Here is a 14,887-nt window from a genome sequence, read left to right as displayed (position 1 = left end):
GTCCGCCTGACCGACAGGCAAGCGGAGTGGCGGGATCGATACCATGGCACCCCGACCTCTTGAGGTCCGGACCGCTTGAGGAGTGCTCTTGCCAGACGAGGCCCAGCCGCTCTCGCCCCACGTCCGTCCGGGAGGGACCCCCTCCGCGAACCAGGACGCGCCGACCGCCGCCGAGTCGACGGCGGCCTCCGGCACGCCCCGGACCAGCGGCGACAGCCCGGCCGGCAGCGGCCCCGAGCAGAAGGGCCCCCGGCCCGCCCCGACCCGCGGCAGCGGCCTGCCGTCCACCGCCGCCCGCCCGGCGCCCGGCCCCGCGCCCCGCTCGGGTTCGTCCAACCGTGTCCGGGCCCGGCTGGCCCGCCTCGGCGTCCAGCGCTCCAGCCCGTACAACCCGGTGCTGGAGCCCCTGCTGCGCATCGTCCGCGGCAACGACCCGAAGGCCGACGCCGGGACGCTGCGCCAGCTCGAGCGCGCCTACCAGGTGGCCGAGCGCTGGCACCGCGGCCAGAAGCGCAAGAGCGGCGATCCGTACATCACCCACCCGCTCGCGGTGACCACGATCCTCGCCGAGCTGGGTATGGATCCGGCCACTTTGATGGCCGGGCTGCTGCACGACACCGTCGAGGACACCGAGTACGGCCTGGACACCCTGCGCCGTGACTTCGGCGACCAGGTCGCCCTGCTCGTCGACGGCGTCACCAAGCTGGACAAGGTCAAGTTCGGCGAGGCCGCCCAGGCCGAGACCGTGCGCAAGATGGTCGTCGCCATGGCCAAGGACCCCCGGGTCCTGGTGATCAAGCTGGCCGACCGGCTGCACAACATGCGCACCATGCGCTACCTCAAGCGGGAGAAGCAGGAGAAGAAGGCCCGCGAGACCCTCGAGATCTATGCCCCGCTCGCCCACCGGCTGGGCATGAACACCATCAAGTGGGAGCTGGAGGACCTCGCCTTCGCGATCCTCTACCCCAAGATGTACGACGAGATCGTGCGGCTGGTCGCCGAGCGGGCCCCCAAGCGCGACGAGTACCTGGCCGTCGTCACCGACCAGGTCCAGGGCGATCTGCGGGCCGCGCGCATCAAGGCCACCGTCACCGGGCGGCCCAAGCACTACTACTCCGTCTACCAGAAGATGATCGTGCGGGGCCGGGACTTCGCCGAGATCTACGACCTGGTGGGCATCCGTGTCCTCGTCGACACCGTCCGCGACTGCTACGCGGCGCTCGGGACCATCCACGCGCGGTGGAACCCGGTGCCGGGGCGGTTCAAGGACTACATCGCGATGCCCAAGTTCAACATGTACCAGTCGCTGCACACGACGGTCATCGGGCCCAGCGGCAAGCCGGTCGAGCTCCAGATCCGCACCTTCGACATGCACCGCCGCGCCGAGTACGGCATCGCCGCGCACTGGAAGTACAAGCAGGAGGCCGTCGCGGGCGCCTCCAAGGTGCGCACCGACGTGCCCCGCAAGCCCGGCAAGGACGACGCCATCAACGACATGGCGTGGCTGCGGCAGCTCCTGGACTGGCAGAAGGAGACCGAGGACCCCGGCGAGTTCCTGGAGTCCCTGCGCTTCGACCTCTCCCGCAACGAGGTCTTCGTCTTCACGCCCAAGGGCGATGTCATAGCGCTGCCCGCCGGGGCCACCCCGGTGGACTTCGCCTACGCCGTGCACACCGAGGTCGGCCACCGCACCATCGGGGCCCGGGTCAACGGCCGGCTGGTGCCGCTGGAGTCCACCCTCGACAACGGCGACCTCGTCGAGGTCTTCACCTCCAAGGCGCCGGGCGCCGGGCCCTCCCGCGACTGGCTGGGCTTCGTGAAGTCCCCGCGAGCCCGCAACAAGATCCGCGCCTGGTTCTCCAAGGAGCGCCGCGACGAGGCGATCGAGCAGGGCAAGGACGCCATCGTCCGGGCGATGCGCAAGCAGAACCTGCCGATCCAGCGCATCCTCACCGGTGACTCACTGGTCACCCTGGCGCATGAGATGCGCTACCCCGACATCTCCTCGCTCTACGCGGCCATCGGCGAGGGCCATGTCTCCGCGCAGAACGTGGTCAACAAGCTGGTCCAGGCCCTCGGCGGCGAGGAGGCCGCCAACGAGGACATCGCCGAGACCGCCCCGCCCATCCGCGGCCGCTCCAAGCGCCGCTCCAACGCCGACCCCGGTGTGGTGGTCAAGGGCGTCGAGGACGTCTGGGTCAAGCTGGCCCGCTGCTGTACGCCGGTGCCGGGCGACCCCATCATCGGCTTCGTCACCCGCGGCAGCGGCGTCTCGGTGCACCGCGCCGACTGCGTCAACGTGGACTCGCTGTCCCAGCAGCCCGAGCGCATCCTCGACGTCGAATGGGCGCCCACCCAGTCCTCGGTCTTCCTGGTCGCCATCCAGGTCGAGGCGCTGGACCGGTCCCGGCTGCTCTCGGACGTCACCCGCGTCCTGTCCGACCAGCACGTCAACATCCTCTCGGCGGCCGTGCAGACCTCCCGCGACCGGGTGGCCGTCTCGCGCTTCACCTTCGAGATGGGCGACCCCAAGCACCTGGGACACGTCCTCAAGGCCGTACGCGGCGTCGAGGGCGTCTACGACGTCTACCGGGTCACCTCGGCCCGGCAGCGCTGAGCGCGGCCTCACAGCGGGCGTACAGCGGCTACGGCAACGGCCGACGCCCATCCATAACGCCGAAGGCGGCCCCGGATCACCGGGGCCGCCTTCGTCACCGCGTCAACGGGTGCCGCTCAGCCGCCGAACTCCTCCAGGCCCTTCAGCGCCTGGTCCAGCAGCGCCTGCCGACCCTCCAGCTCCTTGGCCAGCTTGTCGGCCTTGGCGTTGTTCCCCGACGCGCGGGCGGCGTCGCTCTGCCGGCGCAGCGTGGCCACCGCGTCCTGGAGCTGACCGGTCAGCCCCGCGGCGCGGGCCCGCGCCTCGGGGTTGGTCCGCCGCCACTCGACCTCCTCGGCGTCCTGGAGGGCGCGCTCGACCGCGTGCAGCCGGCCCTCGATCCGCGACCGGGAGTCCCGCGGGACGTGGCCGATGGCCTCCCACCGCTCGTTCACCGACCGGAAGGCCGCGCGGGCCGCCTTCAGATCCGAGACCGGCAGCAGCTTCTCGGCCTCGACGACCAGCTCCTCCTTGCGGGTCAGGTTCTCCTGCTGCTCGGCGTCGCGCTCGGCGAAGACCTCACCGCGCGCCTGGAAGAAGATGTCCTGCGCCCCGCGGAAGCGGTTCCACAGGTCGTCCTCGGACTCGCGCTGCGCACGGCCCGCGGCCTTCCAGTCCGACATCAGCTCCCGGTACCGGGCGGCCGTCGGCCCCCAGTCGGTGGAGCCGGACAGCGCCTCGGCCTCGGCGACCAGCTTCTCCTTGGTCTGCCGGGCGTCCTCGCGCTGGGCGTCCAGCGCCGCGAAGTGCGCCTTGCGGCGCTTGGAGAAGGCCGACCGGGCGTGCGAGAAGCGGTGCCACAGCTCGTCGTCGGTCTTGCGGTCCAGACGCGGCAGGCCCTTCCAGGTGTCGACCAGGGCGCGCAGCCGCTCCCCGGCCGCCCGCCACTGCTCGCTGGCGGCCAGCTCCTCGGCCTCGGCGACCAGCGCCTCCTTGGACCTGCGGGCCTCCTCGGTCTGGTGGGCCTTGGCCGCCTTGCGCTGCTCACGGCGCTTCTCGACATCCTCGGCGAGCTTGTCGAGCCGCTTCCTGAGCGCGTCCAGATCACCGACCACATGGTGCTCGTCGACCTGCTGCCGGATGTGGTCCAGAGCGGTCGTCGCGTCCTTGGCGGACAGGTCGGTGGTCCTCACCCGGCGCTCGAGGAGGCCGATCTCGACGACCAGGCCCTCGTACTTGCGCTCGAAGTAGGCGAGGGCCTCTTCCGGAGAACCCGCCTGCCACGATCCGACGACCTGCTCACCGTCGGCCGTGCGCACGTACACGGTCCCCGCCTCGTCGACGCGGCCCCAAGGCTCGCTGCTCACAGCGCCTCCTCCACATGATGCCGGGGCGGGCGCGCGGCCCGCCGGCATCGTCCACAGTTTCTTCCGGCCGGGAAACGCCCTGGCCGGTCTCTCAGCGGGATGGCAGCCATCGGGACGGCACCCCACACAACGCCAACATAGGCGAACCGTGCCCCGGCTGTCCGTATCCTGCGCGACCGAAATTTCGCAGTACGCACGTCAGGGGTGTCAGGACGAGCCGACCGTCGCCTTGTTGATCTTCACGGTCGCGTTCGGGGCGGTGTTGCCGGTCTGGTCCGGGGGAGCGGCGCCCGCGTTGCCGATCTTCTTCAGGACCTTCATACCGTCCTTGCCGATGGTCCCGAAGGGGGTGTAGTCCGGGGGCAGCTGGCTGTCCTGGTAGACGAGGAAGAACTGGCTTCCGCCGCTGTTCCGGCCCTCCTTGGTCTGGGCGTTGTACTGGTTGGCCATCGCCACCGTGCCGGCCGGGTAGACGTTCCCCTTGAGCGAGGGGTCCTTCAGGTTCTCGTCCGGGATCGTGTAGCCCGGACCGCCCCGGCCGGTGCCCTGCGGATCGCCGCACTGGAGCACGAAGATGCCCTGGTTGGTCAGCCGGTGGCAGGAGGTGTGGTCCAGGTAGCCCTTCTTCGCCAGGAAGTCGAAGGAGTTGACCGTGTGCGGCGCCTTGTCCGCCTTCAGGTCGATGGAGATGTCCCCGCAGGTCGTCTCCAGCTTCATGGAGTACTTGGCCGCCTTGTCGATGGTGACCTCGGGCTCCTTCTTCCAGGTCATCTTCTCGGGCTTCTCGCCCTTGACCTTCTTCGCCCCCGCGGCACAGGGGTCCTCGGCCTTCTTCGTCGGCGGCGCGGTGGGGGGCGTCGCGGCGGAGTCGTCCTTCTTCTTGTCGTCGCCGCCCCCGGACAGCGCGCCCACGGTCGCCACCGCGCCGCCCGCCGCCAGCACCACGGCCAGCGTCGAGGCGATCACCGTGTTGCGGCGGCGCGCCTTGTCCCGGGCCTGCTGGCGCCGGTTCTGCTGCCGAAGGTACTTCTCCCGGGCGAGTTGCCGCCGCCGCTGCTCGTTACTGACCACCGGGTCGTCTCCTCATGGCGTGTGCCGTCGGTCTGGTCACTGATCGCTCGGCCGTACCGTATACGGGTTCGCTGTGGCGGGGCCGCCGCCGGTAGGCTCTGGAGCTGCCGACATTCTTCTGCCGGACGACTTCTAAGGACGATCGTGCTCATTGCCGGGTTCCCCGCCGGGGCCTGGGGGACCAACTGCTACCTGGTCGCCCCCGCCCCCGGCGAGGAGTGCGTGATCATCGACCCGGGCCATCAGGCGGCCCCCGGAGTCGAGGAGGCGATCGCCAAGCATCGGCTCAAGCCCGTCGCCGTCGTCCTCACCCACGGCCACCTCGACCACGTCGCCTCGGTGGTCCCGGTGTGCGGCGCCCATGACGTACCGGCCTGGATCCACCCGGCGGACCGCTTCATGATGAGCGACCCCGAGAAGGCCCTCGGCCGTTCCATCGGACTGCCGCTGCTGGGCGAGCTGACCGTGGGCGAACCGGACGACGTCAGGGAGCTGGCCGACGGCGCCGAGCTGAACCTGGCCGGGCTGGAGCTGACGGTCGCGCACGCGCCGGGGCATACCAAGGGGTCGGTGACCTTCCGGATGCCCGAACAGGCGGACATCCCGTCCGTCTTCTTCTCGGGCGACCTGCTGTTCGCCGGCTCCATCGGACGCACCGACCTACCCGGCGGTGACCACGCCGAGATTCTCGAGTCGCTGGCCCGTGTGGTCCTGCCGCTCGACGACTCGACCGTGGTGCTGTCCGGCCACGGCCCCCAGACCAGCATCGGCCGCGAGCGCGCCACCAACCCCTATCTGCGGGAGGTGGCCGCCGGCCTCGGAGGCGGCACCCAGGAGCCGGCTCCGCGACGAGGAATGTGACGAGAGAACTGCCGTGAGCACCTTCAAGGCCCCCCGGGGCACGTATGACCTGATCCCGCCGGTCTCCGCGACCTATCTCGCGGTGCGCGAAGCCATCTCCGCGCCGCTGCGGCGGTCCGGGTACGGCTACGTCGAGACCCCCGGTTTCGAGAACGTGGAGCTCTTCGCGCGCGGCGTCGGGGAGTCCACCGACATCGTGACCAAGGAGATGTACACCCTCACCACCAAGGGCGGCGACCAGCTCGCGCTGCGCCCCGAAGGCACCGCCTCGGTGCTGCGCGCCGCCCTGGAGGCCAATCTGCACAAGGCCGGATCGCTGCCGGTCAAGCTCTGGTACTCGGGCTCGTACTACCGCTACGAGCGCCCGCAGAAGGGCCGTTACCGCCACTTCTCCCAGGTGGGCGCCGAGGCGATCGGCGCCGAGGACCCGGCCCTGGACGCCGAGTTGATCCTGCTGGCCCACGACGCCTACCGCTCGCTGGGGCTGCGCGACTTCCGGATCCTGCTGAACTCCCTGGGCGACGCCGAGTGCCGCCCCGTCTACCGGGCCGCCCTCCAGGAGTTCCTGCGCGGCCTGGACCTCGACGAGGACACCCGCCGCCGGATCGAGATCAACCCGCTGCGGGTGCTGGACGACAAGCGTGACGCCGTCCAGAAGCAGCTGACCGGCGCACCGCTGCTGCGCGACTACCTGTGCGACGGCTGCCGCGCCTACCACGCCGAGGTGCGCGAGCTGATCAGCGCACAGGGCGTGACCTTCGAGGACGACCCCAAGCTGGTCCGCGGGCTGGACTACTACACCCGCACCACCTTCGAGTTCGTCCACGACGGCCTCGGCTCCCAGTCCGCGGTCGGCGGCGGCGGCCGCTACGACGGCCTCTCCGAGATGATCGGCGGCCCCGCGCTGCCCTCCGTCGGCTGGGCCCTCGGCGTGGACCGCACGGTGCTGGCCCTGGAAGCCGAGGGCGTCACCCTGGACCTGCCCGACGCCACCAGCGTGTTCGTGGTGCCGCTGGGCGAGGAGGCCCGGAAGGTCCTCTTCGGTGTGGTGGCCGAGCTCCGCACGGCGGGCATCGCCACGGACTTCGCCTACGGCGGCAAGGGCCTCAAGGCCGCCATGAAGGCTGCCAACCGCAGCGGCGCCCGCTACGCGATCGTCGCCGGCGAACGGGACTTCGCCGAGGGCGTGGTCCAGCTCAAGGACATGGAGTCCGGCGAGCAGACCCCGGTCCCCCTCGACAAGGTCGTCCCCACCCTCCGCACCAAGCTGAACTGACCGCGGCCCCACCGCGGATCGTGCCCCGTCACCCGGGTCGTGGTGACGGGGCACGCGTTCGTTGTGGCCCCAAAGGCCACGGCCATGTGCGAATTGACGTGACGTCAACCGCGCCATGGCCGCTTCATCCTGCCAATGGCGCCGATGTGCGAGCGCGGGCCGCCCCTCCGCCGGAGCCGCTATCCAGCCGGGCCGCCGACCTTATGTCCGCCGAACGGGGGACACGCGATGATGGCCGGGCCGTGGAAAGCGGGACGTACGGCGGGGCCCGCTGCGGCACAATGGCTGTGCCCGACGGGGCTGGACACTGTGGGAGACGACGGACGGCGATATGGCGACGACAGTGGTGGACGACGTGGAGTCCGGCGAGGTGCGGGAGAGCGCGCGGAGCGCGACCGGAGGCGGTCGTGCCTTCGCGCTGTTGCTCGTGATCACCGGAGCGCTGGGGCTGCTCGCCGCCTGGGTCATCACGATCGACAAGAACAAGATCCTCGAGGCCAAGGCGGAGGGGAAGACCTTCACCCCCGGCTGCAGCCTCAACCCCATCGTCTCCTGCGGCAACATCATGGAGAGCGACCAGGCCCAGGCGTTCGGCTTCCCGAACCCGATGCTGGGGCTCGTCGCCTACGGGATCGTCGTGTGCGTCGGTGTGTCCCTGCTGGCCGGGTCCCGGTTCCCGCGCTGGTACTGGCTGACGTTCAACGCGGGCACGCTGTTCGGCGTCGCGTTCTGCACCTGGCTCCAGTACCAGTCGCTGTACGTCATCGGTTCGCTGTGCCTGTGGTGCTGCCTGGCGTGGGCCGCCACCATCGTGATGTTCTGCTACGTCACCGGCTACAACATCAAGCACGGCTACCTGCCGGCGCCGGAGGGGCTCAAGCGGGGACTGCTGGAGTTCCACTGGGTGGTGCCGGTGCTGTGGATCGGCATCATCGGAATCATGATCCTGACCCGCTGGTGGGACTTCTGGACCGGCGCCCAGGGCTGACGCGCGGCGGCGCTGTCGGTGGGGTGTCATAGGCTTCCCGGGTGGAGCCAGACCTGTTCACCGCCGCCGCTGAGGAACGCCAGGAGAAGGACCCCGCCAGCAGTCCGCTGGCCGTGCGCATGCGTCCGCGCACCCTGGACGAGGTCGTGGGGCAGCAGCATCTGCTGCGGCCCGGGTCTCCGCTGCGGAGACTGGTCGGCGAGGGCAGCGGGGGACCGGCCGGGCCGTCCTCGGTGTTCCTCTGGGGGCCGCCGGGGATCGGGAAGACCACGCTGGCCTATGTGGTCAGCCAGGCCACCCAGAAGCGCTTCGTGGAGCTGTCGGCGATCACCGCCGGGGTCAAGGAGGTGCGGGCCGTCATCGACGGGGCGCGCCGGTCCTCCGGGGCGTACGGCCGGGAGACGGTGCTGTTCCTCGATGAGATCCACCGCTTCAGCAAGGCCCAGCAGGACTCCCTGCTGCCCGCCGTGGAGAACCGCTGGGTGACGCTGATCGCCGCCACCACCGAGAATCCCTACTTCTCGGTGATCTCCCCCCTGCTGTCACGTTCGCTGCTGCTCACCCTGGAGCCGCTGACCGATGACGACCTGCGCGGGCTGCTTGGCCGGGCGCTGGCCGATGAGCGGGGGCTCGGGGGCGCGGTCACGCTGCCCGAGGAGGCCGAGGCGCATCTGCTGCGGATCGCGGGCGGGGACGCCCGGCGCGCGCTGACGGCGCTGGAGGCGGGCGCCGGCTCGGCGATAGCCAAGGGCGAAGCGGAGATCACGCTGACCACGCTGGAGGAGGCGGTCGACCGGGCGGCGGTGAAGTACGACCGCGCGGGCGATCAGCATTACGACGTGGCGAGCGCCCTCATCAAGTCCATCCGCGGCTCGGACGTGGACGCGGCGCTGCACTACCTGGCGCGGATGATCGAGGCGGGGGAGGACCCGCGGTTCATCGCGCGGCGGCTGATGATCTCGGCGAGCGAGGACATCGGACTGGCCGATCCCACCGCACTGCCCACCGCCGTGGCGGCGGCCCAGGCGGTCGCGCTGATCGGCTTCCCCGAGGCGGCGCTCACCCTCAGCCACGCCACCATCGCGCTGGCCCTCGCGCCCAAGTCCAACGCCGCCACCACGGCGATCGGCGCGGCGCTGGCGGATGTCCGGGCGGGTCTTGCCGGACCGGTGCCGCCGCATCTGCGGGACGGCCACTACAAGGGCGCCGCGAAGCTGGGGCACGCCCAGGGCTATCTCTATCCGCATGACCTCCCGGGCGGGATCGCCGCGCAGCAGTACGCCCCGGACAAGATCCACGGCAAGCGGTACTACGAGCCGACGCGGTACGGCGCGGAGGCGCGTTACGCCGATGTGGTCGAGCGCGTGCGCGCCCGGCTGCGCGGTGATGCGCCCCCCGCACCGGATGCGTCGTAGCTGCCGCGCGCTCCTCTCTTCGGGTGCGGTTCGGGTGCGTTTCCTCAATCGGCCTTCAACCGGCCGCGTCGAACAGCAGATGCATCGCCCGCCGCAGCTCGGACACGGTGCGCACCGGCTCCGGGAAGTCGAAGCGCGCGTCGAAGGGCCGGCCGGAGGCGTCGGTGAAGCGGACCCTGAGCCCGAAGCGGTCCAGCGCCACCGGGATCGCCTGGCCGTGGGTGCACACCAGCGACGAGCGGTCGCCGAGCAGGGCACACAGCCCGCGCACCTGGTCACTGTGGGCGGAGTGCAGATGCTGGAGCAGATCGGCTTCGTGCGCGGCCAGCGGATCGGGGTCGGCCACCGCGAACTGCTCCGGCTCGACGTCGTCCGCGCCCCACAGGTCGTCCACGCACGCCTCGGCGACCTCCAGCCGCAGCAGGGTCCACAAGGTCCGCGGGGAGGGGCCGTTGCCGGAGTCGGGCAGCAGCGCCTCGCGCAGCCCGAGCAGTTCCCCGACCGGGTGGCGTTCGGCCATCAGAGCGGCTCCGGCCGCCCGTTCGCCGTTGCGCACGGGGGTGAGCCAGCCGGAGATCCAGGCCCGGCCGCGGATCCGGTGGGGCATCGCCACGGGGGCGACATCCGTGATCTCCATCACGCAGGCCAGGTCGTCATGCTGGGCGTACGCGGCGGCGCGGGCGGCCGGGGAGCCGCCCGGGACCAGCAGCAGAACGTCCCCTTCGGGGGTCACGGTACGGGCCGCCGGTTCATGCGCCCCGAGCTCATCGGGGACCTCGATTCCGGGAATCGACAAAGACGCCGTAGCCTTGGCATCCACGAGAGTCCGTATGCGCTCCGCCGCCGATGGCCGCAGGGCGCCTTCCATGGGACGCGGCTGACCCTTCTCGGCGCTCTGACCAGTGCTGGGCAGGGGGATCCCAGGTCGAAACATGCGTTCTCCTCGGCTAAGGTAAGGCTAACCTAACGTACATGGAGGAAGGTTCCACGTGAACCAGTCGCGTCCCAAGGTCAAGAAGTCGCGAGCGCTCGGCATCGCGCTGACCCCGAAGGCCGTCAAGTACTTTGAAGCCCGCCCGTACCCGCCGGGTGAGCACGGCCGTGGCCGCAAGCAGACCAGTGACTACAAGGTCCGTCTGCTGGAGAAGCAGCGTCTGCGCGCTCAGTACGACATCAGTGAGCGCCAGATGGCCCGTGCCTACGACCGCGCTCGGAAGGTCGAAGGCAAGACGGGCGAAGCCCTGATCGTCGAGCTTGAGCGCCGTCTGGACGCGCTCGTCCTGCGGAGCGGTATCGCCCGCACGATCTACCAGGCCCGCCAGATGGTGGTCCACGGTCACATCGACGTCAACGGCCGCAAGGTCGACAAGCCCTCCTTCCGCGTCCGCCCGGACGACGTGGTGATGGTTCGCGAGCGCAGCCGCGACAAGCACCCCTTCCAGGTGGCCCGTGAGGGTGGCTACGCCCCCGACGGCGAGACCCCGCGCTACCTTCAGGTCAACCTGAAGGCGCTGGCCTTCCGTCTGGACCGGGACCCCAACCGCAAGGAGATCCCGGTGATCTGCGACGAGCAGCTCGTCGTCGAGTACTACGCCCGCTGATCCAGCGGACACCGCGTACTCATCCGGCCCGCGGGTTCCCCCGACTTCGTCGACGGGGGCCCGCGGGCCGTTCGGTCCCCGCTCGTCCGGTCCGGTTCCCACCGGCCGCGAGTGCGGGACCGTAATGCGTTTCAGGTGGGCCCGCGCGGCGCGATAAGGTCGATACCTGCCGCCCGCGCCCGGATGACCGCCCGAGAGCGGTGGGCGACGGACGACCGAGTACGACGACCGACGACGAGCGGCAGCAGGGGAGCGGTGCAACGTGTCCGGTGGAGAGGTGGCCGGGATCCTCGTGGCCGTCTTCTGGGCGATCCTCGTGTCCTTCCTCGCCTTCGCACTGGTGAGGCTCGCGCAGACGCTCAGGGCGACCACCAAGCTGGTGGCCGAGGTCACCGAGCAGGCCGTACCGCTGCTCAGTGAGGCCTCCGCGACCGTCCGTTCGGCCAACACCCAGCTTGCGCGGGTGGACTCGATCGCGGCCGACGTCCAGGAGGTCACCTCCAACGCCTCCGCGCTCTCCTCGACCGTCTCCACCGCCTTCGGCGGACCGCTGGTCAAGGTGGCCGCGTTCGGCTACGGCGTGCGCCGTGCGATCGGCCGCAAGGGGCGCCCGGACGAGCGTCCCGCGCGCACCGTCGTCGTCGGCAAGACCCTGCCGTCCGCCCGCTGGGGCGGCCGCCGCAACCGTGGATCGAAGGGCTGACACACCGGATGTTCCGCCGCACGTTCTGGTTCACCACCGGCGTCGCCGCCGGTGTGTGGGCCACCACCAAGGTCAACCGCAAGCTCAACCAGCTCACCCCGGAGAGCCTGGCGGCGCAGGCCGCCGACCGGGCGGTGCTCGCGGGCCGGCGGATCAAGGTCTTCGCGCTCGATGTGCGGGACGGCATGGCCGACCGCGAGGCGGCGCTCAAGGACGCGCTCGGTCTGACCGCGGCACCCCCCGCCGACGACATCCGGCAGCTGCCCGCCCAGCGCGGCCGCGCCCAGCTCACCCACCCCCACCACCACACATCCGCCGGAAATGAGGACCACTGATGGAGTCGGCTGAAATCCGCCGCCGCTGGCTGCGCTTCTTCGAGGAGCGCGGGCACACCGTCGTGCCGTCGGCGTCGCTCATCGCGGACGACCCGACGCTGCTCCTGGTCCCCGCGGGCATGGTCCCCTTCAAGCCGTACTTCCTCGGCGAGGTCAAGCCGCCCTTCGACCGCGCCGTCAGCGTGCAGAAGTGCGTCCGCACCCCGGACATCGAAGAGGTCGGCAAGACCACCCGGCACGGCACCTTCTTCCAGATGTGCGGCAACTTCTCCTTCGGCGACTACTTCAAGGAAGGGGCCATCCGCTACGCCTGGGAGCTGCTGACCTCCTCCGTGGAGGACGGCGGCTACGGCCTGGAGGCCGACCGGCTGTGGATCACCGTCTACGAGCAGGACGACGAGGCCGAGCGCATCTGGCGCGATGTCATCGGCGTCCCCGCCGAGCGCATCCAGCGCCTGGGCATGGGCCCCAACTACTGGTCCATGGGCGTCCCCGGGCCCTGCGGCCCCTGCTCCGAGATCAACTACGACCGTGGTCCGGAGTTCGGCGAGGAGGGCGGCCCGGCCGTCAACGACGAGCGCTACGTGGAGATCTGGAACCTGGTCTTCATGCAGTACGAGCGCGGTGCGGGCGAGGGCAAGGAGAACTTCCCGATCCTCGGTGAGCTCCCCTCCAAGAACATCGACACCGGTCTCGGCCTCGAGCGGCTCGCCATGATCCTCCAGGGCGTGCACAACATGTACGAGACCGACACCCTGCGCGTGGTCATGGACAAGGCCACCGAGCTGACCGGGGTCGCCTACGGTGCCGCCCAGGACAGCGATGTCGCGCTGCGCGTGGTCGCCGACCATATGCGCACCTCCGTGATGCTCATCGGCGACGGGGTCACCCCCGGCAACGAGGGCCGCGGCTATGTGCTGCGCCGCATCATGCGCCGCGCCATCCGCAACATGCGCATCCTCGGCGCCACCGGCCCGGTCGTCGGCGAGCTGGTCGACGTCGTCCTGAAGACGATGGGCCAGCAGTACCCGGAGCTGCTCACCGACCGCAAGCGCATCGAGACCGTGGCCCTCGCGGAGGAGGCCGCCTTCCTCAAGACGCTGAAGGCCGGCACCAACATCCTGGACACCGCCGTCAGCGACACCAAGGCCGCCGGTGGCCGTGTGCTCGCCGGTGACAAGGCGTTCCTGCTCCACGACACCTGGGGCTTCCCGATCGACCTCACCCTCGAGATGGCTGCCGAACAGGGCCTGAGCGTGGACGAGGACGGCTTCCGCCGCCTGATGAAGGAGCAGCGGGAGCGGGCCAAGGCCGACGCCAAGGCCAAGAAGACCGGCCATGCCGATATGTCCGCCTACCGCGAGGTGGCCGACACCTCCGGCTCCACCGTTTTCACCGGCTACACCGCCACCGAGGGCGAGTCCACGGTCGTCGGACTGCTGGTCGACGGGGTGTCCTCACCCGCCGCCGGTGAGGGCGACGAGGTCGAGGTCGTCCTGGACCGCACCCCGTTCTACGCCGAGGGCGGCGGCCAGCTCGCCGACACCGGCAGGATCCGGCTGGACTCCGGCGCCGTCGTCGAGGTCCGTGACGTCCAGCAGCCGGTGCCCGGTGTCAGCGTGCACAAGGGCGTCGTCCAGGTCGGTGAGGTGACGGTCGGTGCCGCGGCCCACGCCCAGATCGACGTCACCCGCCGCCGTGCCATCGCCCGTGCCCACAGCGCCACCCACCTGACCCACCAGGCGCTGCGCGACGCCCTCGGCCCGACCGCCGCCCAGGCCGGTTCGGAGAACTCGCCGGGCCGCTTCCGCTTCGACTTCGGCTCCCCGGCCGCCGTACCCGGCACCGTGCTCACCGATGTCGAGCAGAAGATCAACGAGGTCCTCTCCCGGGAGCTCGACGTCACCGCCGAGGTGATGAGCATGGACGACGCCAAGAAACAGGGCGCCATCGCCGAGTTCGGCGAGAAGTACGGCGACCGGGTGCGCGTGGTGACCATCGGCGACTTCTCCAAGGAGCTGTGCGGCGGCACCCATGTGCACAACACCGCCCAGCTCGGTCTGGTGAAGCTGCTCGGCGAGTCCTCCATCGGCTCCGGGGTGCGCCGTGTCGAGGCCCTGGTGGGTGTGGACGCCTACAACTTCCTCGCCCGTGAGCACACGGTCGTCTCCCGGCTGACCGAGCTGGTCAAGGGCCGCCCGGAGGAGCTCCCGGAGAAGATCTCCGGCATGCTCACCAAGCTCAAGGAGGCCGAGAAGGAGATCGAGCGGTTCCGCGCCGAGAAGGTGCTCCAGGCCGCCGCCGGTCTCGCTGCGGGGGCCAAGGACGTCCGTGGTGTGGCCCTGGTCGCCGCCAAGGTGCCGGACGGCACCTCCGCCGACGACCTGCGCAAGCTGGTGCTGGACGTCCGCGGGCGCATCCCGGGTGACCGCCCGGTCGTCACCGCCCTGTTCACGGTGGCGAACGACCGCCCGCTGACCGTCATCGCCACCAACGAGGCCGCCCGTGAGCGCGGGCTCAAGGCCGGTGACCTGGTCCGCACCGCCGCCAAGACGCTCGGCGGCGGAGGCGGCGGCAAGCCGGACGTCGCCCAGGGCGGCGGCCAGAACCCGGGCGCCGTCGCCGAGGCCATCGAGGCCGTCGAGCGGCTCGTCGCGGAATCGGCCTGACCGCC

12 protein-coding genes are annotated in these 14,887 nt (G+C 70.7%); 9 read left to right on the top strand and 3 right to left on the bottom strand.

What is annotated here, in order from left to right; all coding sequences use genetic code 11:
- Positions 1-88 precede the first annotated feature (88 nt).
- Positions 89-2,617, top strand: a complete 2,529-nt coding sequence (locus NMK44_RS13230; protein ID WP_254742114.1) for a RelA/SpoT family protein — start codon at positions 89-91, stop codon at positions 2,615-2,617.
- Between the two features lie 116 nt (positions 2,618-2,733).
- On the opposite strand, the gene NMK44_RS13225 is transcribed toward NMK44_RS13230, so the two are convergent.
- On the bottom strand, positions 2,734-3,963 hold the full coding sequence (locus tag NMK44_RS13225; RefSeq protein ID WP_254742112.1) for a DUF349 domain-containing protein: 1,230 nt from the start codon (positions 3,961-3,963) through the stop codon (positions 2,734-2,736).
- A gap of 207 nt (positions 3,964-4,170) precedes the next feature.
- Positions 4,171-5,034: a peptidylprolyl isomerase gene (locus tag NMK44_RS13220; protein ID WP_254742110.1), complete on the bottom strand. Its 864-nt coding sequence runs from the start codon at positions 5,032-5,034 to the stop codon at positions 4,171-4,173.
- Positions 5,035-5,178: 144 nt separating this feature from the next.
- Here NMK44_RS13220 and NMK44_RS13215 point away from each other — a divergent pair, with 144 nt between their 5' ends.
- The 4 genes from NMK44_RS13215 to NMK44_RS13200 all read left to right on the top strand — a co-directional run bounded on the left by NMK44_RS13215 (position 5,179) and on the right by NMK44_RS13200 (position 9,574).
- Positions 5,179-5,895: an MBL fold metallo-hydrolase gene (locus tag NMK44_RS13215; RefSeq protein ID WP_254742107.1), complete on the top strand. Its 717-nt coding sequence runs from the start codon at positions 5,179-5,181 to the stop codon at positions 5,893-5,895.
- Positions 5,896-5,908: 13 nt separating this feature from the next.
- On the top strand, positions 5,909-7,171 hold the full coding sequence (hisS, locus tag NMK44_RS13210; protein WP_254742104.1) for a histidine--tRNA ligase: 1,263 nt from the start codon (positions 5,909-5,911) through the stop codon (positions 7,169-7,171).
- Positions 7,172-7,502: 331 nt separating this feature from the next.
- Complete coding sequence (locus NMK44_RS13205) at positions 7,503-8,159, top strand: vitamin K epoxide reductase family protein (RefSeq protein WP_254742101.1); 657 nt, start codon at positions 7,503-7,505, stop codon at positions 8,157-8,159.
- 41 nt (positions 8,160-8,200) lie between these two features.
- A complete protein-coding gene (locus NMK44_RS13200; protein ID WP_254742098.1) occupies positions 8,201-9,574 on the top strand; it encodes a replication-associated recombination protein A in 1,374 nt (457 codons plus the stop codon).
- Between the two features lie 55 nt (positions 9,575-9,629).
- Here NMK44_RS13200 and NMK44_RS13195 read toward each other — a convergent pair whose 3' ends face one another.
- Complete coding sequence (locus NMK44_RS13195; RefSeq protein ID WP_254742095.1) at positions 9,630-10,370, bottom strand: DUF2470 domain-containing protein; 741 nt, start codon at positions 10,368-10,370, stop codon at positions 9,630-9,632.
- A 193-nt stretch (positions 10,371-10,563) separates the two neighbouring features.
- On the opposite strand from NMK44_RS13195, the gene rpsD reads away from it, so the two are divergent.
- The 4 genes from rpsD (at position 10,564) to alaS (ending at position 14,882) form a co-directional block, all read left to right on the top strand.
- Positions 10,564-11,175 (top strand): 30S ribosomal protein S4, encoded by a 612-nt coding sequence (rpsD, locus tag NMK44_RS13190; protein WP_176179690.1) that lies wholly within the window; start codon positions 10,564-10,566, stop codon positions 11,173-11,175.
- A gap of 262 nt (positions 11,176-11,437) precedes the next feature.
- A complete protein-coding gene (locus NMK44_RS13185) occupies positions 11,438-11,878 on the top strand; it encodes a DUF948 domain-containing protein (RefSeq protein WP_254742092.1) in 441 nt (146 codons plus the stop codon).
- Positions 11,879-11,886: 8 nt separating this feature from the next.
- Entirely contained in the window at positions 11,887-12,213 is a 327-nt protein-coding gene (locus NMK44_RS13180; RefSeq protein ID WP_254742089.1) for a DUF6167 family protein, read from the top strand.
- On the top strand, positions 12,213-14,882 hold the full coding sequence (alaS, locus tag NMK44_RS13175; RefSeq protein ID WP_254742086.1) for an alanine--tRNA ligase: 2,670 nt from the start codon (positions 12,213-12,215) through the stop codon (positions 14,880-14,882). The genes NMK44_RS13180 and alaS overlap by 1 nt, the downstream gene beginning before the upstream one ends.
- The last annotated feature ends 5 nt before the right edge of the window (positions 14,883-14,887 follow it).

Source organism: Streptomyces cucumeris (genome assembly GCF_024295805.1).
Lineage (GTDB): Bacteria > Actinomycetota > Actinomycetes > Streptomycetales > Streptomycetaceae > Streptomyces > Streptomyces cucumeris.
The sequence above is the reverse complement of the archived record's forward strand: the minus strand, read 5'-3'. Positions and strand labels throughout refer to the sequence as shown.